This window comes from Rhodococcus ruber, from assembly GCF_027270735.1.
GTDB classification, from domain to species: Bacteria; Actinomycetota; Actinomycetes; order Mycobacteriales; family Mycobacteriaceae; genus Rhodococcoides; species Rhodococcoides rubrum_A.
The window spans coordinates 233,555-255,292 of the sequence record NZ_JAPWIJ010000006.1 but is presented as its reverse complement, the minus strand read 5'-3'; the positions used below and the strand labels follow the sequence as shown (position 1 = coordinate 255,292).

Below are 21,738 nucleotides of genomic sequence, written 5' to 3'. Positions count from 1 at the left end.
GCACGTCGGTTCGACCGAAGATAGGGAACTCGTCCGATGTGCGGACGGTGCGGCGGAGCCAGAGTGGGTTTCATGCACCCCACCTATGATGTTCTGGCCGATCATGAACGCCGTGTTGCCGATTCGCTGCGAGCGTACGACCGCCGGGTGCGCAGCCGCGCACAGAACGACCATCGACCACGAGTGCGGCGTAGTTTGTTGGCGTGGCTCGCACTCTGATCGGACGGGACGCCGAACTCGCGGCGCTCGAACAGGTCGTCGCCGATGCTGGCCGAGGCGTACCTGCCGCGGTCGTCCTGTCCGGTGACGCCGGTGTCGGCAAAACGCGGCTGCTGGCAGAACTGCGGCGCAATGTGGAAGCACGCGGATCTCGGGTACTGGTCGGGCGGTGCTTGGACCTCGGTGAGGTCGGAATTCCGTACCTCGCGTTCACCGAATTGTTCGGTCCACTCCCGCACACCACACGGACCGAACTGTTCGATGCTGCGCTCGTCGCCCTGACTGCAGCTGGGGCCGACCGCCCGGCGCTCGTCATCGTCGAGGATGCGCACTGGGCGGACACCTCCACCCGTGAGCTCATGACATTTCTGCTGTCGAGACTCGCGAAAACGCACGTGTCCTTGGTGATCTCGTATCGTAGCGACGATCTGCATCGCAAACACCCACTCCGGCAGTCGCTCTCCGAGTGGACGCGTCTGAGCTACGTCCGTCGAGTCGACGTGACGCCTCTCGACGTCGAATCGTCGTATCGCCTCCTCGATTCGCTTCCTGCAGCGACGGATGTGGCATCCCGGGACGTCATCGTGGAGCGATCGGGCGGCAATCCATTTTTCATCGAAGAACTCGTATCTGCCGGCCAGCGTCCCGGATCGTCGATTCCGCCGGGCCTTGCCGAGCTACTGCTGGTCCGGCTCGACGCCTTGTCGCCCGAGGCGAAGTCGGTAGCCGAAACCATGGCGGTGGGTGGCCCCCGCGTCGCGCACGAGGTCCTGGCAGAGGTGACCGGTCTGGACGAGGACCGGCTCGAAGACGTGATCCGCGAGATCGTCGACGCCCGGCTCGTGGAGACCACCGACTTCTACTACGTCTTTCGGCACGCGCTCCTGGCCGATGCCATCTACGACGACGTCCTGCCCGGCCGTCGTGCGAGGTTGCACGCGTCTTTCGTCGACACGCTCACCGAACACCGACATCGTGGCGCTGCCGCGGACCTGGCTCGACACGCAGGATCGGCCCACGATCTGCCGAAGGCGTTCGGAGCCCACGTCGATGCGGGCCGCGAGGCGATGACGCTGGCTGCTCCTGCTGAGGCCATGGCTCACCTCGCCGCCGCACTGGAACTGCGACAGCCGCAATGGGAGCCGACGGAAACGGCACTGGTGTTGGAATACGCGTCGGCGTCGACGGCAGCAGGGCAAGACCTGCGGGCGCTCTCCGTCGTCCGTGCCGAACTGGAACGGGGTGGGGATGCGCTGACGATCCCCGAGCGACTCGACTTGTTGCATGCCGAGGCGACATCGGCTCTGGCGATCGAACGAGAAGATTCGGCCCTGGCGGCCGTCGAGCGCGCTTTGATCATCGCGGCCGCGGAGGAATTCGCCTTCTGGAGAGTGCAATTGACCGGTCTCGGTGCTCGGATAACCGAGGCGTTGGGCCGGGAGGATCAGTCGCTCGCCTGGGCCGAGGAGTCTGTACGTATCGCAGAATCCCTCGGTGACCCGGGGCTGTCGGCAGATGCACGAATCACGCTGGCACGCTTACATAGACGCCACAATGACCCCGCGGCGTCGCGCACGCTCCTCATTCGTACCGCCGCACTCGCGCGAGGATGCGGTGACATCGGGAATCTGTTGCGCAGCAAGTTCAATCTCGGAATGGTCGAATTCGACGACGGAAATTTCGTATCCGCCCAGGAGTCGTTCGAGGAGGCAGTCGAGATCGCCCGATCCGCCGGTCGCCAATGGACGCCCTACGGCGTCGGGGCGCGTGTCCAGTTGGCGAACGTGCGGTACTACTCGGGTGACTGGACACTCGCCCTTGCCGACTTGGCTCGGATCGAATCGGACGCACCACCTTTGGGTTCGGCCGAGCAGCTGTGTGCAGGGTTTCAGATTCGTGCCGCAATCGGGGACGAGGAACTCGCGGCCGACATCGAACGCGTTCGGCCCTTCGAGTCTCAGGATGGCTTGATCACGATTCTGACGAGCGCAGCTGTTGCCTATAGAGCGTTGTGCAACGGGCGGTTCGGCGACGTGATCGCCGGTCTCGAAGCCGCTGTCGCGACCGTGGGTGCGCAATGGCACAACCCATGGTTCGGGGGACGCATCAGATTGTCGGTACTGGCGATGGAAGCGGCGCGCCGCGGGTCGACGGACATCGGTGCGCAGGCCGCACTGGACATCGGGTCACGCCTGCACTCCGAGATCGAGCGCACAGCGAGTTCCAGCCCGTCCTACGGTTGGGAGTCGACCGCGTGGCTGCGGCGAGGCGAGGCCGAGTTGGGCCACCTGCGTCTCAACTGCGGATACGGGGATGCTGTCTCTGTGGTGGCGGCATGGCGTGTGGCCGTCGACGCCTTCGCAATTCAGCCGTTCGAGCGTGCCCGTGCACTGCAGTCGCTCGCCGAAGCCCTCGAGGCGGCGGGGGAGCGGTCGGCAGCCGCACACACGGCCGATGAGGCCATCGCGATCTACGACCGACTCGGGGTCACCGTGAGACTCGGTGATGCGCGTCGACCCGCGGGCGCGGACCTGTTGACTCGTCGCGAGTGGGACGTTCTGGAACTCCTGGGCGAGGGATGCACCAACAAGCAGATCGCCGAGCGACTCGTGATCAGCGTCAAGACCGTCAGCGTGCACGTGTCGAATGTGTTGACCAAACTCGGTGCCCAGAACCGCACGGAAGCAGCGCGCTTCGCGAAAGGATGAACGAGACATTCTGGAGCTTGTTCGGACAAGGGGGAGCATATGGAACTGGATTGGCTCGGGGTAGTGCTGGCAATCGTGGCCGGCATGGGAGTCGCCGGCATCTGGTACGGCAAGGTCTTCGTTGCCCCATGGTGGCAACTGACCGGCATCACCCCGCAACAGTCCAAAAATGCCGGCACAAGAAACATGATGCAGCTTCTTGTCGCCAACAGCATCACTGCCGTGGGTCTGGCCACCGCCATCAGCGTTGCATTCACGGCTTTCGGGAATGAATCGGTGTGGGTCGCACTGCTTGTCGGCCTGGTCGCGTGGATGGCGTTCTCGGCAACTACGTTGCTTCAACACAATGCCTTCGAGCTGAAACCTCCCAAGCTGACGCTCATCAACTGCAGTTACCAGCTGGTGTTGTTTCTCGCCATGTCGCTGGTGATCTGGCTGGTGTGAAACAGGTCGTCTCGCACAGTGCCTACGGTTCTGTTGCGCCCCGGACACAGATCGACAGCCACCGTGGCAGGATCGAGGCCATGTCTCGCACTCTGCACCTCGTCGGCGATCCTGAGGCCGATGCACTGCTCGCCGAGGATCCGTTCGCGCTGCTGATCGGCATGTTGCTCGATCAGCAGGTACCGATGGAATCGGCGTTCGCAGGCCCGAAGAAGCTCGTCGACCGTCTCGGTGATCTGAAAGTCGACACCGTCGCCGACGCCGATCCGGACGAATTCGCCGCATTGTGCGCGCAGACCCCGGCCGTGCATCGGTTCCCCGGCTCGATGGCCAAGCGCATCCAGGGGCTGGCTGTGTTTCTGGTCGAGAACTACGACGGCAAGCCGCAGGAGATCTGGACCCGCGAGAACCCCGACGGTGCCGAGGTGCTGAAGCGTCTCAAAGCGCTCCCCGGATACGGCGATCAGAAGGCACGCATCTTCCTCGCGCTGCTCGGCAAGCAGATGGGCGTCACGCCCGACGGGTGGCGAAAGGCCGCCGGATCCTACGGCGACGAGGGTGCGCGTCGATCCATCGCCGATGTCGTCGATGAGAAATCACTGCTCGAGGTACGCGAATTCAAGAAGGCAGCGAAAGCGGCAGCCAAGAACAAATAAATCTGTCGGTGCCCGGCGGTACCTTCGGCAGAACTTTCACCGGGGGGAAGAAATGACCGAGAGTATCGGGACGTACGAGGGGTGGCTGGCCTCGCTCGACGAGGACGAGCTGACCGGTCTGCTGCGCCGACGACCGGATGTGGCCACCGACCCGCCGCCGCGCTCGTTCGGACTGCTCGCACAGTTGCTCGGCTCACCGTGGCGGGTGGCGGCCCTGCCCAGAAAGCTCGACCGCGGCGCGCTGGATCTGCTCGAATTGTTCGCCCTCACGGGCGATCTCAGCCGAGCCGAGGTGGGTCACTGGACCTGCGAGGGGACGGCGAACCACACGCCGGACATCGAGGCCGCGCTGGCCGAGCTGATGTCCTACGGTCTGATCCGGCCGCACACATCAGAAGGCTCGGACACGGCCGAATTCTGTCCCGTCGATCTGTCCGGGGTGTTCTCGCATCCGTTCGGACTGGCTCTGCGGCAGCGAAAGTTGTTCATGCGCTGCGCCGTCGAACAGGATCGGTTGGCCGTGCTGACCCGTCTGGGTATCGACCTTTCGCTCGACCGGGCTGCACGCGCGGACGCCGTCGCCGCCGCAATGACTCCCGAACGAATCCGCGCCCTGTACGACGACGGCCCGGTCGAGATGCGAGAGATGTTGTCTCGCTTTGCCGATGGCAATCCGGTGTCGCTGATCTTCGATGTGCCGCCGACCGCGGGTGCCGCCGCTTTCGAGCGAGGGCTGCTGTATCGATTGGACGGACATCGCGTCGAGATGCCGCTGGAGGTGAGCATCGCGCTGCGAGGGCAAGAGTGGCGCTTGCCCATCGAACTCGCTTCGCCGAGCTTTGCCGCGAGTGAGCTCTCGCAGGACGACGTACGGCGCACGCGTTCCATTGCGCTGCTGCAGTTCTGCGAGCACACGCAGGCGCTGCTGACGGCCGTCGACACCGATGGCCTGACGACGATGAAGACCGGTGGTGTCAGCGCGAAAGAGCTTCGTTCGCTGACGACGCGCCTGGGATTTGCCGACGAGCACGACACCGCGCTGATGCTGATGTTGGCGCGCGAGGCCGGATTGATCGCCGAGCGTGGGAAGACCGGCGTCGCATTGACCTCGGCGTACGAAACGTGGTCGACGAGCGCGCGAGCCGAGCAGGCGGCTGTGTTGCTGGCCGCCTGGTGGTGTTCGCCGTTCACGCCGACGCATCGGGTGCCGCGAGCCTCGCAGAAGACCGTGCCGGTGCTCAAGAAGATGCTCGACGATCCTGCGGCGGCAGACCTGCGCGCGACGGCCCTGACGGCTCTTGCGCGACACGATGGTCCCGACGCTCGGACGACCGTGCTGCCCGGTCCGGACGAATTCGCCTGCTACCTCGACTGGAATATCCCTGTCGTCTCGACCAGTGCAGGGGCAGGTCATGTGCGCGCGCTCTGGACCGAGGCCACTCGACTCGGGGTGCTGGCCGGCGGCGCACCGACCGATCTGTGCAGCATCCTCACGGAGTTTCCCGCCGGCCGGGACGGCGATCGCCGTCAGATCGCCTCGGCTCTGACCGAGCAGCTGCAGGACATGGCCCACCGGGTGCCGTTCTCGGTGCGGTTGCTGCCCGATTCGACGGCCGTGGTCACCGGACCACCGAGCACCGAGGTGGCGTCGATACTCGGCGCGGCCGCGCAGCCGGAATCGAGGGAAGTGGCGTCGGTCTGGCGGTTCACTCCGGCGACCATCCGCAGCTTCTTCGACACCGGCGGCACAGGTGACGAGCTGATCGAGGCCTTGACCGGGATGGCCGAGGGCGACGTCCCCCAAGCGCTGGCGTACACGATCAAGGATTGTTGGCGCACCTACGGCGCGCTCGCCGTGCGCAGGATTCCCTGCGCCATCGTCTCCGAGGACGTCGTACTGCTCACCACCATCGAGGAAGACGAGGCGCTGGCGGTGCTCGAGTTCCATCGGCTCGCGCCCACGGTCCTGGTCAGTTCGGCAACACCGATCGACACGATCGCCGTGCTTCGCAGGCACGGATACTCCCCGGTGCGGCACTCGGATACCGGGCAGCTCGAACTCGACAGCGCACCTCGGGTGCGCGCGGCGACCCACCGGACGACACAGCCGGCCGTCCGCTCGGCACCGAATCGACACGATCCACGTGAGCTCGCACGGCTGTTGCGCACCGGCGACTCCGGCAGCGTCGACCAGGTCCGAGTGCGAGCGTCCCTGCAACACCACAGCCGATTGCTGCCGAAGGAGCTGGACGTGTTGACCGACGCCGCAGCTCGTGGCACGCGCGTCTGCATCGACTACCAGAACTCCAAAGGTGCCATCGTGCGGCACGCGATCTCGGACGCCCTGCAAGACGGCAACTGGCTCTTCGCGCTCTCGGATTCCACCGGTACCAGGGAGAGCTTCGCAATCATGAACATCAGAGCGGTCTCCACCGGCCCACGGTGACGCGCGATGCAACTGTGTCCGTGGTCGCCGGTACCCTTTCGGGCGTGGCCCTCTACCGGAAGTACCGTCCCGCGACGTTCGCCGAAGTCGTCGGCCAGGAGCACGTCACCGAGCCGATCAGCGTGGCGCTGGACAGCAACAGAATCAACCACGCCTACCTCTTCTCCGGCCCGCGTGGCTGCGGAAAGACCTCCTCGGCGCGCATCCTCGCCCGATCGCTGAACTGCGCGGAAGGGCCGACGTCGACGCCGTGCGGAGTGTGCAACTCCTGCGTTGCACTCGCACCCGGTGGCCCCGGCAACTTCGACGTCGTCGAGATGGACGCGGCCAGCCACGGTGGCGTCGACGATGCCCGAGATCTGCGCGACAAAGCCGTGTACGCCCCGGCCGAATCGCGCTACGTCATCTTCATCATCGACGAGGCTCACATGGTGACCCCGGCGGGCTTCAACGCGCTGCTCAAGGTCGTCGAGGAACCGCCGGAGCATCTGGTCTTCATCTTCGCGACCACCGAGCCCGAGAAGGTGCTCCCCACCATCCGCTCGCGTACCCACCATTACCCCTTCCGGCTGCTCGCGCCGTCGACGATGCGCGTTCTGCTGGAGAAGATCTGCGGCCAGGAACAGGTCCCGGTCGAGGATGCGGTCTATCCGTTGGTCATCCGCGCAGGCGGCGGATCGCCCCGTGACTCGCTCAGCGTCATGGATCAGCTGCTGGCCGGAGCCGGGCCCGAGGGCGTCACCTACCCACGGGCACTGTCGCTGCTCGGCGTCACCGACGTCGCACTCATCGACGAGGCCGTCGACGCACTGGCTGCGGGCGACGGCGGCGCACTGTTCGGCACCGTCGACAAGGTGATGGACGCGGGCCACGACCCGCGCCGCTTCGCCGTCGATCTGCTCGATCGGCTACGAGATCTGATCCTGATGAAGGCAGTGCCCGACGCCGGTGAGCGGGGGCTGGTCGACGTGCCGGGCGACGTTCTCGAACGGCTCCGTGACGAGGCTGATCTGCTCGGTTCTGCGACGCTGACCCGCTATGCCGAAATCGTGCACTCGGGCCTCGGAGAGATGCGCGGTGCCACCGCCCCGCGTCTGCTCCTCGAAGTGATGTGCGCCCGGATGCTGCTGCCGTCGGCCTCCGATGCGGAATCGGCTGTGCTGCAACGACTCGAGCGTGTGGAACGTCGACTCGATGTCACCCTCCCGGCAGGGGAGCAGGCAGCTGTAGCGCAAGCAGCGGCGGATCCGACGCGACCGCAGGTGCACGCCGCCGAGGAGCCGTCCGCGTTCGATTCGGCGCAGTCGAACTCGGCACCGTCGAGTGTCACCCCGCCCAGTTCAGCCCCGCCGAGCAAGTTCCAGCGACCGTCGCAACGGCCCCCGGCTGCCGATGCGACACCCGCGCCGGCACCGACACCACCAGCGACACCAGTGCCGGCCGCTCCCGCCCCAGTCGTGGCACCCGAGCCCGTTGTAGCACCCGAGCATGTCGTGGCACCCAAGCCCGTTGTGGAACCGGTGCCCGCCGCTCCGACTCCGGAACCTGTCGCGACGCCCGAGCCGGCTTCGACCCCGGAACCTGTCGCGACGCTCAAGCCGGTCGCGGAACCAGAGCCTGCACCAGCACCCGAACCCGATTCGACGCCGAATTCTGCGGCGGAACCGGAGCCGGTGCCCACGGCGACGCCGTCGGATTCCGTTGCAGCGCAGCAAACCGACAGCCCAGCTGCCTCCGTGTCGCACGAGGACTTTCCCCCCGAACCGGAAGACGACTACGGCCCCGAGCCGGAACCCGTATTCGAACCGGAACCTGCGGCGGCTCCTGCTTCTGCATCGAACGAGCCCGACGCGGCTGCGGTGCGTGCGGTGTGGTCCGAGGTGCGCACCAAGGTGCGAGATCGGAGCAGAACCGTCGAGGTCATGCTCTCCGGCGCTTCGGTGCGCACTGTCGAGAACGGCACCATCACGCTCGGCCACGATTCGGCACCGCTGGCAAAGCGACTGGAGGAGCCGCGCAACGCCGACGTCATTCGCGACGCCCTGCGTGATGTGTTCGGTGTCGAGTGGTCGGTGGTGTGTCTGGTCGGGGCCGCGGCCCCACCGGAACAGTCATCAGCAAAAAAAGATGAACCGGCAGCGAAACCCGCGTCGCTGCCGAAGTTCTCGAGGCCGAGCCAGGCAGGGGCTTCCCGTCCCACGTCGGACGGCTTCGGATCAGCGGGCGATGGATCGACCGGCGACGCCGACATACCGATGCCGGAGGCACCGGATTATCCCGACGAGCCGGAGCCGGTAGGCCCACCGCCACCGGAGACGCCGGAGGACGAGGAAGAGCTGCTCAAGGCTGCGGCCGAGCCCGCGGATCCGACGGTTCGCCGCGACCCGGAAACAGTGGCGATGGAGCTGTTGGTCAGTGAATTGGGAGCGGTACCGCTCAAAGAGACCTGACAGACGGGTGATTCAGCCGACGGTGAGATCCTCGTTGTCGGCGAACACGAGTCGCCCACTGTCCAGTGCGACGGCCCAGCGCCTGGCCACTGCCCACTCTCGCGATGTGGTGTCGGCTGCCTGAACGCCGAAATCCTCGACGATGGCACCCGTTTCGTAGGCGTCCTGCTCGGCGTTCTCGTCGGTGCCGGGGGTGCGAATGTGTACCTTGACGCGCGAACCCACGGTCAATTCGTTGTCGGTTTCCATGGTCGGTCTTCTTCCACGCTAGGTAAATCTGATCTTTCGGAGTGTCCCACGCACGGGTCGTTCAAACCTGAACCGGATCGTCGGGTCATGCACAACGCTCGTTTCGGTCCTTACGCCGGATCTTCTCGCGGCCCTACTGTGGCATGAGCTGGGGTCTGCCATGGCCTCGCACCGATGCGGTCGGCCGCGACGGCGACCGCGAGAAGATCGAGTATCTGGAAGGAACTGCGCGCTGTGACTACAGAGGCATTCATTTACGAGGCCATCAGGACTCCCCGAGGCAAGGGAAAGAACGGCTCCCTGCATTCGGTGAAGCCGATTTCCCTGGTGACCGGCCTGATCGACGAGCTTCGTCGACGTTTCCCGGACATGGACGAGAACCGGATCTCCGATCTCATTCTCGGAGTGGTCTCACCCGTCGGAGATCAGGGTGCCGACATCGCTCGTACGGCTGTGCTCGCTGCGAAGATGCCCGACACCGTCGGCGGCTTTCAGCTCAACCGCTTCTGCGCATCCGGCCTCGAAGCGGTCAACCTGGCCGCACAGAAGGTGCGTTCGGGCTGGGACGAACTGGTCATCGCAGGCGGCGTCGAGTCGATGTCGCGCGTGCCGATGGGCAGTGACGGCGGCGCGTGGGCCATGGACCCCGTCACCAACTACGACACCTACTTCGCCCCGCAGGGCATCGGTGCCGATCTCATCGCCACCATCGAGGGCTTCACCCGCGAGGACGTCGACGCGTACGCCGTCCAGTCCCAGGAACGTGCCGCTGCAGCATGGTCGGGCGGTTACTTCGCCAAGTCCGTCGTTCCGGTCACCGACCAGAACGGCCTGCTGATCCTCGATCAGGACGAGCACATGCGCCCGGGCAGCACCGTCGAATCGCTCGGCAAGCTGAACCCAGCCTTCACCGGTATCGCGGCCATGGGCGGGTTCGACGACGTCGCGCTGCAGAAGTACCACTGGATCGAGAAGATCGAGCACGTCCACACCGGCGGCAACAGCTCCGGCATCGTCGACGGCGCGGCTCTGGTCCTGGTCGGCAGCGAGCAGGCCGGCAAAGACCTGAATCTGGTTCCGCGGGCCCGCATCGTTGCCACCGCTACCAGTGGTGCGGATACGACCATCATGCTGACCGGGCCCACCCCGGCGTCGAAGAAGGTTCTCGCGACCGCAGGCCTGACCGTCGACGACATCGATCTGTTCGAGCTCAACGAGGCGTTCGCCTCCGTGGTGCTGCGTTTCCAGAAGGATCTGAAGATCCCGAACGAGAAGCTGAACGTCAACGGCGGTGCCATCGCCATGGGCCACCCGCTCGGTGCAACCGGAGCCATGATCACCGGCACCGTGCTCGACGAGCTCGAGCGCCGCGGCGGCCGATACGCGTTGATCACCCTGTGCATCGGCGGCGGCATGGGCGTCGCCACCATCATCGAGCGAGTCTGAGGTATTACAATGTCTGACAACATGATTCAGTGGGACCAGGACGCCGACGGCATTGTCGTCCTGACGATGGACGACCCCAACCAGGGCGCCAACACGATGAACCAGCTGTACAAGGACTCGATGGGTGCCACCGTCGATCGCCTCGAGGCCGAGGTCGACTCCATCACCGGCGTCGTGATCACCTCCGCCAAGAAGACGTTCTTCGCCGGTGGCGACCTGCACACCCTCATCTCCGCTCAGCCCGAGGACGCCCAGCGGGTGTTCGACGAGGTGCAGGAAGTCAAGGCTCAGCTGCGTCGTATCGAGAAGCTCGGTAAGCCGGTCGTGTCCGCCATCAACGGTGCGGCTCTCGGTGGCGGACTCGAAATCGCACTGGCGACGCATCACCGCATCGCGGCCAACGTCTCCGGTGTGCAGATCGGTCTGCCCGAGGTGTCGCTCGGACTGCTCCCCGGCGGCGGCGGTGTCACTCGTGTGACGCGACTGCTCGGCATCCAGACCGCCTTCATGTCCGTCCTCGCACAGGGCACCCGGTTCCGTCCGGAGAAGGCACTCGAGATCGGCTTGATTCACGAATTGGTAAGCAGCATCGAGGAATTGGTGCCTACCGCAAAGGCATGGATCAAGGCCAACCCCGAGGGCGGCGTCGCACCGTGGGATGTCAAGGGCTACAAGATTCCCGGCGGCACGCCCTCGAATCCGAAGCTCGCTCAGATCCTGCCTGCCTTCCCGTCCAACCTGCGCAAGCAGATCAAGGGCGCCCCGATGCCGGCTCCGCGCGCAATTCTCGCCGCCGCCGTCGAAGGTGCGCAGGTCGATTTCGACAATGCCTCCACCATCGAGTCGCGGTACTTCACCGAGCTGGTCACCGGCCTGGTGTCCAAGAACATGATTCAGGCGTTCTTCTTCGACTTGCAGGCGATCAACGCCGGCAAGTCTCGCCCCGACGGCATCGAGAAGACCACCTTCACCAAGGTCGCGGTTCTCGGCGCGGGCATGATGGGCGCGGGTATCGCCTACGTGTGCGCCAAGGCCGGAATCGACGTGGTGCTCAAGGACGTTGCCCTCGAGTCGGCGCAGAAGGGCAAGGCGTACTCCGAGGCCATCGAGGCCAAGGCACTCTCGCGTGGCAAGACCACCCAGGAGAAGTCCGACGCTCTGCTCGCGCGTATCCACCCGACGGCCGACGCCAAGGACGTCGAAGGCGCTGACCTCGTCATCGAGGCCGTCTTCGAGTCGGAAGAGTTGAAGCAGAAGGTGTTCCAGGAGATCGAGGACCTCGTCGATCCGACGGCGTTGCTCGGTTCCAACACCTCGACGCTGCCCATCACGAGCTTGGCTCAGGGCATCAAGCGTCAGGAAGACTTCATCGGAATCCACTTCTTCTCACCCGTGGACAAGATGCCGCTGGTGGAGATCATCCGCGGCGAGAAGACGTCGGATGCGGCCTTGGCCAAGGCATTCGACCTGGTGCAGATCATCAAGAAGACCCCGATCGTCGTCAACGACAGTCGCGGCTTCTTCACCTCTCGCGTGATCGGCACGTTCATCAACGAGGCCATCGCGATGTTGGGCGAGGGCGTCGAGCCGTCGACCATCGAGCAGGCCGGTCTGCAGGCCGGCTACCCGGCTGCGCCGCTGCAGCTTTCGGACGAGCTCACCCTCAACCTGATGCAGAAGATCCGCAAGGAAACCTACGACGCCATCAAGGCTGCCGGTGGAACTCCGCCCGAGGACCCGGCCGGCGAGGTCATCGACAAGATGGTCGACGAGTTCGAGCGTCCGTCGAAGGCCAAGGGTGCGGGCTTCTACGAGTACGAGGACGGCAAGCGCGCCGGCCTGTGGCCCGGACTGCGTGATGCGTTCAAGTCGGGTTCGGCGGACATTCCGTTCGAGGACCTCAAGGAGCGCATGCTGTTCATCGAGGCCATCGAGACGCAGAAGTGCTTCGACGAGGGTGTCCTGAACACCACCGCCGACGCCAACATCGGCTCGATCTTCGGCATCGGCTTCCCTGCCTGGACGGGTGGCGTACATCAGTACGTCGTCGGCTACCCGGGTGGTCAGGCCGGATTCGTCACTCGTGCAGACGAATTGGCCAAGAAGTACGGCGATCGCTTCCAGGTTCCCGCGTCGCTTCGCTGACCCATGTGAGCGGAAACTCGTAGCCCACTACGAGGTTCCGCGCAGCTGCGCGTAGCGCTCACCCGCGATGCGCGATCAACCTCTCGGCGCCGTCTGTGAATTGTTGCTTCATCAATTCGCAGGCGGCGTCGATGTCGTTTCGAACCAGAGCCTCGATGAGCTCCTCGTGGTTGCGCACTGCTGCTCGTCCCCACTCGCGGTCGGTCGCATACAGGCGGGTGGGGGTGTAGCGGGTGGCGTTGTTGAGAAACCACGCCAGCTTGGACGACTCGGCCAGACGGTTCAGCACACGATGGAACTCGAATTCGATGTTCTCGACTTCCTCGGCCCGGCCGTTCTCGACGGCGGTGGACAGTACCTCGGTGAGTTCGGCGAGCTGGTCGAGTTCGGTCTCGGTGATCTTCGGTGCCGCGCGGCGCACCAGTTCGACGGCGATTCGGCCCTGCAGCCAGAAGATGTCGACGATGTCGTTCGGCGTCAGCGGCGACACCTTGTACCCACGGTGTGGCACGAGTTCGACGATGCCCTCACCTCGCAAGGTCAGCAGAGCCTCACGTACCGGGGTGACGCTCACCCCGAGTTCGGCGGCGGTCTCGTCCAGCCGGATGAAGTCACCCGGGCTCACTTCGCCGGACATCACTCGGTGCCGGACGTGGCTTGCCACCTCCTCGGACAACTGCGGCCGTCGCCTCAGAACCGTCCGCTTCTCTGCCATGTCGAAAAGCCAATCACACCGCGGGCTTGGTGCGGAGCACTACCCGCGCGACCGGTTCGACGACGCGAGCGGCGATCGGCCCCAGGATGGCCATCAGCAGCACGTACGCCGTCGCCAGAGCCGCCAGTTCGCCCTCCACCGCGCCTGCGGCCACGGCGAGCCCGGCGATGACGATGGAGAATTCTCCGCGTGCCACCAGCGCCGCACCCGCGCGTAGTCGGCCCGGTCTCCCGATTCCCTGACGCCCCGCCGCCCACCAGCCGGTGGCGACCTTCGTGGCTGTCGTCGTGACCGCGAGCACAACCGCCCAGCCCAGTACCGGTGGGATGGTTGCGGGGTCGGTGCCCAGGCCGAACACCACGAAGAACATCGCCGCGAACAGGTCGCGGAGTGGTTCGAGGATGCGGGTGGCGTTGTCGGCCGTCGACCCGGAGATCGCGATGCCGAGCAGGAACGCACCGACAGCCGCGGAGACCTGCAGTTCCGACGCGATGCCTGCTACCAGCAGAGCCGATCCGAGGACCTTGAGCAGGACGACCTCACGGTCGGGACTGTCGACGATGGCGGAGACGAATCTGCCGTAGCGCAGCGCGACCACGAGCACGAAGGTGATGACCAACAGTGAGATTCCGAGTGCTTCCAGGCCGCCGAGGAAGCTCACTCCGCTCAGTACTGCGGTGAGGATCGGCAGGTAGATGGCCATCGCCAGGTCCTCGAACACCAGGATGGACAGCACGACGGGCGTTTCGCGGTTACCGAGTCGGCCCAGATCGGTGAGCACTTTGGCGATGATGCCCGACGACGAGATGTAGGTGACGCCGCCCATCACGAGTGCTCCGACTCCGCCCCAGCCGAGCAGCAACGCGACCACTGCACCCGGCGCGAAGTTCAGTGCGATGTCCAGCAGCCCGGCCATCCAGGATCGGCGGAGCCCGGTCACGAGTTCGGCGGCGGTGTACTCGAGTCCGAGCAGAAGCAGCAACAGGATGACGCCGATTTCGCTGGCGATCTCACTGAACTCGTCGATACCGCCGAGGTTGACGATGCCGCCGTTGCCGAATGCGAGACCGCCGAGCAGATAGAACGGGATGGGGGAGACACCGATTCGCCCCGCGAGTCGAGCGAGAAGTCCGAGAACGAAGAACACTGCGCCCAGCTCGGTGAGGGCAAGTGCGCTCTCGGCCATTGCTCAGCCCCGACTGATCTCAGGCATTGCCGAGTAACTTGGCTGCTGCGTCCAGTCCGTCCGCGGTACCGACGGCGACCAGCAGGTCACCTGCGGCCAGCGTGAAGTCGGGGGTGGGGGACGGTTGTACTTGACCGGCGCGCATGACAGCGACGACGGATACCCCGGTTTTGGTGCGCATGGTGGTGTCGCCGAGTGTGCGGCTGACGAACCGTGAATTCGCGCGAATGGGAAGTTGGCGAGTGTTGATTCCGGGGAGGTCGCGATGCTCTTCCCCGAGCTGAGCGATGAGTTGCGGCGACCCGAGCAGATTGCCCAGGGCCGCCGCTTCCTCATTGCTCAGCGTGATCGATGCCTGCGTCGCATCGGGGTCGTCCTTGCGCGAGACGATCAACTCGTTCGCGCCGTCCTTGCGGGTGATGACGCCTATGCGGCGCCCGGAAGCGAGGGCGAAATCTTTCCGCACCCCGATTCCCGGCAGCAGGGTCACTTCGACGTTCATGGTCGAAATGCTAGCCCTGCAGGTAACGCGTTATCGCAAGTTGTGAATCAGGATGCGACGGCAGCCAGCAGTGCTTCGCGCTGGTTGGCACCGAGGCCACCGATACGGCGGGTATCGGCGATGGACAGCTGCTCGAGCAGCTGTGCGGCGCGCACGGATCCAACACCCGGCAGGGCCTTGATCAGGGCGGACACCTTGGTCTTCTTGACGATCTCGTCGTTCTCCGCCTTGGCGAGAACGTCAGCGACGCTGAGTTCGCCGGACTTGACGGATGCGAGCAGCTTCGACCGCGCAGTGCGTGCCTCGGCCGCCTTGGCCAGCGCCGCGGTGCGCTGTTCCGGTGTCAATACTGGTAAAGCCATGGCCTGTTCTCCTCGATTGTGGTGACCCGTCGCTCGTTGACAGGTCTCGACCCTCTTGCATCGTGCCTGGTGGCTCTTCCAATCTAACCGAACAACACGGATGTCATTCACGGTCGAGCCACCGAACCTTCCCAGCCAGGCTACGTCCTATCCGATTCGCGGTGTGCCCCGACCAGCACTTCGGCCCATTCGGGCCCGGCAACAGCGGGTGTTCGACGCCTCGTATCGGGGTCGTCAGACTGTTGCCGGAGCGTAAGACTTCCGGAGGGCGACCTTGAGAACCTTGCCGCTCGCGTTGCGCGGGAGCGCGTCGACGACGACCAATTCCTTGGGGTGTTTGAAGCGCGCCAGATGGTCTCCGAGCCAGACCGTCAATTCGTCGAGCGTGAGATCGGGTGCGTCCTCGGAATCGTGCAGCGCGACCACCGCAACGGGTACCTCGCCCCATCGCTCGTCGGGCCGGCCGATCACTGCGGCTTCGCGGATCCTGGGGTGAGCGAACAGGATGTTCTCGACCTCGGCGCAGTAGATGTTCTCGCCGCCGGAGATGATCATGTCTTTCTTGCGGTCGACGACGAAGACGAAGCCCTCCTCGTCCTGACGCACGAGGTCGCCGGAATGAAACCATCCGCCGTGAAAAGCGTCGGCCGTCGCGTCCGGGTTCTCCCAGTACTCACGCATCGTTGTCGGTCCCCGATAGACGATTTCGCCGATCTCGCCTGGGGCCACATCGTTCATCTCGTCGTCGACGATGCGCGCCGACACGGTCGGGATCACGTGTCCGACCGAGCCGATCTTGCGCAGGGCATCGACTCCGTCGAGCACGCAGGTGATGGGCGACATCTCGGTCTGTCCGAACACCGCAACGTTCAGCGCATCGGGGAAGGTCTCCGACATCGCTCGCAGAACTGTGTCGGACGCCGGTGCGGCACCCCAGGAAACAACCCGCAGCGCAAGTGTTCTGGGACTCCGCGCCTGCTCGGCGCACATCGCCTGCCATTGCACCGGGACGAGGAACAGGTTGGTGACTCCCTCGGCAGCAAGGACGTCGAGCAGCGTCCCCGCATCGAAAGCGCCGACCGGATGGACGACGGTCGGGATGCCGAGCAGCAGACTGGGCGCCAGGCTGCCCAGTGCAGCGATATGGAACATCGGCGACGCGCAGAAGCCGACCTCGTCGGTGGCGTTCATCTGCAGTGCCCGAATGCAGGTGAGGCCCTGCGCCTGCATGTTTGCGTGGGTCAATACCGCGCCCTTCGGCCTGCCGGTGGTACCCGAGGTGTACATGATCAGTGCCGGAGCGTCGTCCGGGACGTCGACGATGTCCGCAGGCTCGCTGCCCGAGAGCAGAGTCTCGTACGACTCCCCGACGGTGATGGCACCGCCCAGCGAATCACTCTGTGCGACCACTGATTCGGCCAGTGGTGCGAGGGTCTCGTCGGTGATCACCTCGGTGGCCCCGCTGTTCTGTGCGAGGAACGCCACCTCCGGTGCAGTCATGCGGAAATTCACCGGCACGGCCAGCGCGCCGAGTGCGTTGATCGCCAGTACTGCCTCGAGATACTCCGGTCGGTTGAGCATGAGAATCAGCACGCGGTCACCGAATCCGATGCCCCGACCGGCGAGTGCGCCGGCGAACCGCGACACTCTGTCGTCGAGTTCGCGCCATGTGATCGAACGCCCCTGAAACCGAAGGGCCACGGCCACAGGCTGCATCAGGGCGTGCCGTCGAACCTGATTGTTCCAGTTGTTCCGGCGCGCGAGATGGGGTTGCTCGATGCTCTCGTCGACGCCGGGCTGTTCGCTCATGGACTGCTCCTCTGTGCTGTCGACCACGGTGAAATGTGATGCAGCTTACAGTGATTGTCGGTCGCGCATCGGTACTCGCGCAGTGCCGGAACGGGCGGTCGGATTGTTACCCTGGCTGCATGCTGCGCACAGGAAGACTGCTGGCCGTACTGGCCGCGTCGATGCTCCTTCTCGTCGGCGCGGGTACCGCGTCCGCTGCCCCGATCAACGTTCCGTGGTCGCCGGACGACGCGCTCGACTCCGAAGTGAGCTTCGAGTCCGGTGGCATCACTTTCTACGGGAGCCTTCGCGTCCCCGTCGGCGAAACCCGCGGTGTCGCTTTGGTGCTGCCGGGCAGTGGGCCGACCGATCGCAACGGAAACTCGGGTGATCTGCAGCTGAATACCACCGCATACGTTGCCGACGAGCTGTCCAGACGCGGCATTGCGAGCCTGCGATTCGACAAGCTCGGTAGCGGACGTACCGGACTCGCCGGTGTGGATCCGAACAACCCTCCCGGCTTCGATGCGCAGGTCGACAATGCTGCGGACGCACTGGCATTCCTGCAACAGCGGACCGGTGTCGGGGCGGATCGCACGACGGTGATCGGGCACAGCGAGGGCGCGCTGACGGCACTGCGCTTGGCCGATGCCGACAGTGCGGCGTTCACCCATGTCGGCCTGCTCGAGCCGTTGTCGATCCGCTACCTCGACCTGCTGACCGCGCAGGTCGATCGCAATATCGGCGAAGCCGTGGCAACGGGCCAGTTCACCGAGGAGCAGGCCACCGCGTCCCGGGATCGCTTTGCCCAGGCCGTCGCCGATATCCGCGCGGGACGGGCGTTGTCCGCCGAGCCCGACCCGATCGTCGACGGTCTGGGACTGCGGCAGAGCGCCGGCTTCCTGCGTGAAGCCGATGCAACGGACCCAGCGAATCTGGCTGCCGCACTCCCGGACTCGTACTCCTCGTTCCTGACCTGCTCGGACAAGGACCTCAACGTCTCTTGCGGCCAGGTCGAGAACGTGCGAGTGGCCCTGGGACACACAGACCTCGCCTTCGCGAACTTCGCCAACAGCTCGCACATGTTGGGCGAGCTCGGCCCGCTACCCGCGGATCCGAACACCGCTCTCGCACCGCTGCCGCTCTCGTCGGAGTTTCGCGATGCGTTCGGCAGGTGGGTGGACGGACTCTGACTCGTCGAGTTCGCAGTTACGCCGAGATTTCCGGCGTTTTTGCTCCACAACCGCGAACTCGCGGTGAGGTCGGGGTGCCCAGATCGCTCGGCTGATAGCCGACGGGGTATCCGGGATAGGTCTTGTTGGTCGCATCGGCAGTGGCCCGCGACCGAGTCCGCTTGGGGAAGAACCGCTCTACCCGGGCCCTGGCACGCAGGGCTCGCACGGCGACTCGTTCGACGGTCGTCGAACCCGCCGGGAATCCGAAAGCATGGGCCATCCGGTCGTCCAGCAGCGCGAACACTCCCTGCTTCACCGCGGGCGTGAGCGCAGCGGGGAACCAGGAACAGTAGAGATCGAGGGTGTATGTGCCGATGCGTTTGTTGTCCTCGCTGAACCGGAACGTGCGTTCCTCGTAGTCGAGCTTGAACTGGGCAAGCTCGGTGTACGACCGAGGAATGTGCTTGATGCCCATTCGTTTTCCCACTTCGCAGTAGAAGTGGAACGTGGCGAGTCGCTCCTTGGGGTGCAGGCGACGCCACCCGTAGGTGTCGATCCACTCGATGGGCTCGTAGATGAACGTCGTGAGTACGTAGAGCATGTCGTCGTTCGAGATGTCGTACTGCGCGTGCATCCGATTGACCATCCGAAGCGATTCGCGGCCCCGCTCGGAGTCGTACCCGTGCTCGAGCATCTCGGCCATCAGCAATGCGGTGTCGTCGTAGCGCTTCTGTGGGCGCTTCTCGAACTCACCGGTCTCGGCGAGCAACGCGGAGATCGTCGGAACGCAATACGTGCGGAACAACGCGAATTCGAGAGCGCGCTGATAGTCCCACGGGAACTCGTACCCGGCGGTGATGCGGTGAATTGTGTGGCAATCCCTCACCGGGTCGAGTTCCTCGATGCGCGCGAGCCAGCCGAATCGCCCCTTCTTCGGCGTGACGTCCACGGTCAGCCCCGTCCGTGCCGCAGCTTCAGTGCCAGAACCGAGAGCTTCATGTTTCGTGCCTTGCGCTTCATGGTCAACAGGTTCACCGGAGCGGCAAAGCTCTGCACCGTCATCGACTTGACGGTGCTGAACTCACGAAGGCCGTCGGCCCCATGGATCCGGCCGAACCCCGAATCGCCGGTGCCGCCGAACGGCAGCGCCGGAACGCCCGCGAAGCCGAGCACCGAATTGACCGTCACCACACCGCAATCGAGCTTCTCCGCGGCACGTCTGCCCACTGCGTCGTCCTGGGTGAACACCGACGCACCGAGTCCGTACTTGGAGGCATTGGCCCGCTCGATCGCCTCGTCCAGATCTCGCACCTTGTTGACCACGACTGTCGGGCCGAATGTCTCTTCGGTGATCGCAGTGGAATCCTCGGGCACGTCGGTGAGGACAACCGGGTCGACGTACGGCCCGTGCAGCGAATCGAGTCCGCCGACAACAGCTTTGCCGCCCTTGGCCAAGGCGTCCTCGATCTGGCCGCGCACGATCTCGCTCTGCTTGCCCAGCGTCATCGGGCCGTAGGACGAGGTCTTCGTTCCGCCGGGCTTCAGTGCCCGTACGGCGGCGGTGAATTCGCCGACGAACCGGTCGTACACCGGAGCGGCGACGTAGATACGTTCGACGCCCGCGCAGGTCTGGCCTGCATTACCCATCGCGCCGAACGTGGCGAACTCCACTGCGGCAGCGATGTTCGCGTCGGAGTCGACGAGCATCGCGTCCTTGCCGCCGCATTCGGCGACCAGTGGGGTCAACGACTTCGCGCACGTGGCCATCACCTTTTTGGCCGTGGCGGTGGAGCCGGTGAAGGCGATCTTGTCGACGCCGGATTCGACCAAGGCCGTGCCGGTGGAACCGTCGCCGGTGACGGTCTGGAAGACGGGATGCGGAACGGCGAGCGACGCCCACTTCTCGGCCAGCCACACTCCGACGCCCGGGGTGAGTTCGCTGGGCTTGAAGACAACGGTGTTGCCTGCGGCGAGTGCATAGGCGATCGAACCCATCGGGGTGTACAGCGGGTAGTTCCACGGTCCGATGACCCCGACGACGCCGAACGGACGGTATCCCACATAGGCCTTCTGATTGACGGCCAGCAGACCTGATCCGACCTTGCGCTGCCGGAGAGTCTTCTCGGCATTGCGCGCGGCCCAGTCGAGATGTTCGACGCCCAACATGACCTCGAGCAGCGAGTCCTCGTCGGGTTTACCTGTTTCGGCGGCGATGACCGTGGCCAGACTCGCGGCGTCGCGGGCGATGGCGGATTTGAATTCCAGCAGCCACCGCTTGCGTCCGGCGAAACCCTGGGCGTCCCACCACCGCGCGGCCGATCGGGCGCGTGCGACGGCTACGGCCACGTCGGCGGAGTCCGCTACCGGATAGGTGGAGAGGGTGGTTCCCGTTCTGGGGTCGAGGCTGTCGAAGGTGGCGTCGTTGGTTCGTTCGATCTGGTCCGTCACGGGTTCAATCCTCCAGCAGATCGCATCACATATATTTGATGTGATTCAATGTTGTCCAGGCCACACTATGCGTCACTTTCGGTTGCTACAACCCCGCTGCCCGGCCGTGCAAGAGCAGGAGCAGATTCATGAGTCTCGATCTCACCCGAACTGCGTCGTCGAAGCGTCCGATTCCCCGCCGCCCCCAGTTGTCCGAGGACGTTGCCGGGCGGATTCGCCAACAGATCGTCACAGGAGTACTGCAACCCGGCTCGTTCGTGCGGATCGAGGAAGCGGCAGTCGAGCTCGGTGTCAGTGCCACTCCGGTGCGAGAGGCACTCGTCGCTTTGCGCGGTGAGGGACTGGTGGAACAGGTGCCGCACCGCGGCTACCGCGTGAACGAATTGTCGGCGCAGGACGTCGACGACATCTTCTGGCTGCAGGGCACCATCGCGGGCACACTCGCCGGCCGTGCGGCGGGCGTCATCACCGACGAGCACGTGGCACAGTTGACCGCGCTCAACGACGGTCTACGCGACGCCGTTGCCCGCGCGGATGCCGAATCGGTCGAGTACTACGAGTTCGAGTTCCACAAGTGCGTCAACAAGGTTGCCGGCGGAATGAAACTGGCGTGGTTCCTTCTCGGTGCGGTCAGGTACACGCCGCGGTTGTACGCGACCGATGCTCGGTGGGGCGAGGACGCAGTGCGCAGCCACGAACAGCTGATCGACGCCTTCGAGCGGCGTGACATCGAGGCCGCCGCCGACGTGATGCGCCGCCAGTTCCGGAAGTGGGACATTCGCTAGAACGACCCACTTCC

Annotated in this window: 17 protein-coding genes; 9 read left to right on the top strand and 8 right to left on the bottom strand. The window is 65.0% G+C overall.

Going from position 1 to position 21,738, the window contains the following annotated elements; all coding sequences use genetic code 11:
* The first annotated feature begins 203 nt into the window (after nt 1-203).
* The 5 genes from O4220_RS16025 (at nt 204) to O4220_RS16005 (ending at nt 8,923) form a co-directional block, all read left to right on the top strand.
* A complete protein-coding gene (locus O4220_RS16025) occupies nt 204-2,927 on the top strand; it encodes a helix-turn-helix transcriptional regulator (RefSeq protein ID WP_269605880.1) in 2,724 nt (907 codons plus the stop codon).
* Between the two features lie 39 nt (nt 2,928-2,966).
* Nucleotides 2,967-3,371, top strand: coding sequence for a DUF1761 domain-containing protein (locus O4220_RS16020; protein WP_269605877.1), 405 nt, complete (start codon nt 2,967-2,969; stop codon nt 3,369-3,371).
* Between the two features lie 80 nt (nt 3,372-3,451).
* The gene (locus O4220_RS16015; RefSeq protein ID WP_269605875.1) at nt 3,452-4,027 is read left to right on the top strand and encodes an HhH-GPD-type base excision DNA repair protein; all 576 of its coding nucleotides are present in this window, start codon (nt 3,452-3,454) and stop codon (nt 4,025-4,027) included.
* Nucleotides 4,028-4,079: 52 nt separating this feature from the next.
* Nucleotides 4,080-6,473 (top strand): helicase-associated domain-containing protein, encoded by a 2,394-nt coding sequence (locus O4220_RS16010; protein ID WP_269605873.1) that lies wholly within the window; start codon nt 4,080-4,082, stop codon nt 6,471-6,473.
* 44 nt (nt 6,474-6,517) lie between these two features.
* On the top strand, nt 6,518-8,923 hold the full coding sequence (locus O4220_RS16005; RefSeq protein ID WP_269605871.1) for a DNA polymerase III subunit gamma and tau: 2,406 nt from the start codon (nt 6,518-6,520) through the stop codon (nt 8,921-8,923).
* Nucleotides 8,924-8,935: 12 nt separating this feature from the next.
* Here O4220_RS16005 and O4220_RS16000 read toward each other — a convergent pair whose 3' ends face one another.
* On the bottom strand, nt 8,936-9,172 hold the full coding sequence (locus O4220_RS16000) for a hypothetical protein (protein ID WP_269605869.1): 237 nt from the start codon (nt 9,170-9,172) through the stop codon (nt 8,936-8,938).
* 234 nt (nt 9,173-9,406) lie between these two features.
* On the opposite strand from O4220_RS16000, the gene O4220_RS15995 reads away from it, so the two are divergent.
* On the top strand, nt 9,407-10,618 hold the full coding sequence (locus tag O4220_RS15995) for an acetyl-CoA C-acetyltransferase (RefSeq protein WP_032379975.1): 1,212 nt from the start codon (nt 9,407-9,409) through the stop codon (nt 10,616-10,618).
* Between the two features lie 9 nt (nt 10,619-10,627).
* Nucleotides 10,628-12,763 carry a 3-hydroxyacyl-CoA dehydrogenase NAD-binding domain-containing protein gene (locus tag O4220_RS15990; protein ID WP_269605867.1) on the top strand — a complete coding sequence of 712 codons (2,136 nt, stop codon included), beginning with the start codon at nt 10,628-10,630 and terminating at the stop codon, nt 12,761-12,763.
* A 58-nt stretch (nt 12,764-12,821) separates the two neighbouring features.
* Here O4220_RS15990 and O4220_RS15985 read toward each other — a convergent pair whose 3' ends face one another.
* The 5 genes from O4220_RS15985 to fadD5 form a co-directional block, all read right to left on the bottom strand.
* Nucleotides 12,822-13,478, bottom strand: coding sequence for a GntR family transcriptional regulator (locus tag O4220_RS15985; RefSeq protein ID WP_269605865.1), 657 nt, complete (start codon nt 13,476-13,478; stop codon nt 12,822-12,824).
* A gap of 13 nt (nt 13,479-13,491) precedes the next feature.
* Nucleotides 13,492-14,664 carry a cation:proton antiporter gene (locus O4220_RS15980; protein ID WP_269605863.1) on the bottom strand — a complete coding sequence of 391 codons (1,173 nt, stop codon included), beginning with the start codon at nt 14,662-14,664 and terminating at the stop codon, nt 13,492-13,494.
* Nucleotides 14,665-14,683: 19 nt separating this feature from the next.
* Nucleotides 14,684-15,166, bottom strand: a complete 483-nt coding sequence (locus O4220_RS15975; protein WP_032379978.1) for a cation:proton antiporter regulatory subunit — start codon at nt 15,164-15,166, stop codon at nt 14,684-14,686.
* 47 nt (nt 15,167-15,213) lie between these two features.
* On the bottom strand, nt 15,214-15,528 hold the full coding sequence (mihF, locus tag O4220_RS15970) for an integration host factor, actinobacterial type (protein WP_008712632.1): 315 nt from the start codon (nt 15,526-15,528) through the stop codon (nt 15,214-15,216).
* Between the two features lie 234 nt (nt 15,529-15,762).
* Nucleotides 15,763-17,337: a fatty-acid--CoA ligase FadD5 gene (gene fadD5 / locus O4220_RS15965; RefSeq protein WP_269605860.1), complete on the bottom strand. Its 1,575-nt coding sequence runs from the start codon at nt 17,335-17,337 to the stop codon at nt 15,763-15,765.
* Between the two features lie 119 nt (nt 17,338-17,456).
* Here fadD5 and O4220_RS15960 point away from each other — a divergent pair, with 119 nt between their 5' ends.
* Nucleotides 17,457-18,509 carry an alpha/beta hydrolase gene (locus tag O4220_RS15960; protein WP_269605858.1) on the top strand — a complete coding sequence of 351 codons (1,053 nt, stop codon included), beginning with the start codon at nt 17,457-17,459 and terminating at the stop codon, nt 18,507-18,509.
* Between the two features lie 16 nt (nt 18,510-18,525).
* Here the strand turns inward: O4220_RS15960 and O4220_RS15955 are convergent, their stop codons facing one another.
* Nucleotides 18,526-19,446, bottom strand: coding sequence for an oxygenase MpaB family protein (locus tag O4220_RS15955; protein WP_420030407.1), 921 nt, complete (start codon nt 19,444-19,446; stop codon nt 18,526-18,528).
* Nucleotides 19,443-20,960 (bottom strand): aldehyde dehydrogenase family protein, encoded by a 1,518-nt coding sequence (locus tag O4220_RS15950; protein ID WP_420030406.1) that lies wholly within the window; start codon nt 20,958-20,960, stop codon nt 19,443-19,445. Before O4220_RS15950 ends, O4220_RS15955 begins: the two co-directional genes overlap by 4 nt.
* Nucleotides 20,961-21,067: 107 nt before the next feature.
* On the opposite strand from O4220_RS15950, the gene O4220_RS15945 reads away from it, so the two are divergent.
* Nucleotides 21,068-21,724, top strand: a complete 657-nt coding sequence (locus tag O4220_RS15945; protein WP_269605852.1) for a GntR family transcriptional regulator — start codon at nt 21,068-21,070, stop codon at nt 21,722-21,724.
* Nucleotides 21,725-21,738 lie beyond the last annotated feature (14 nt).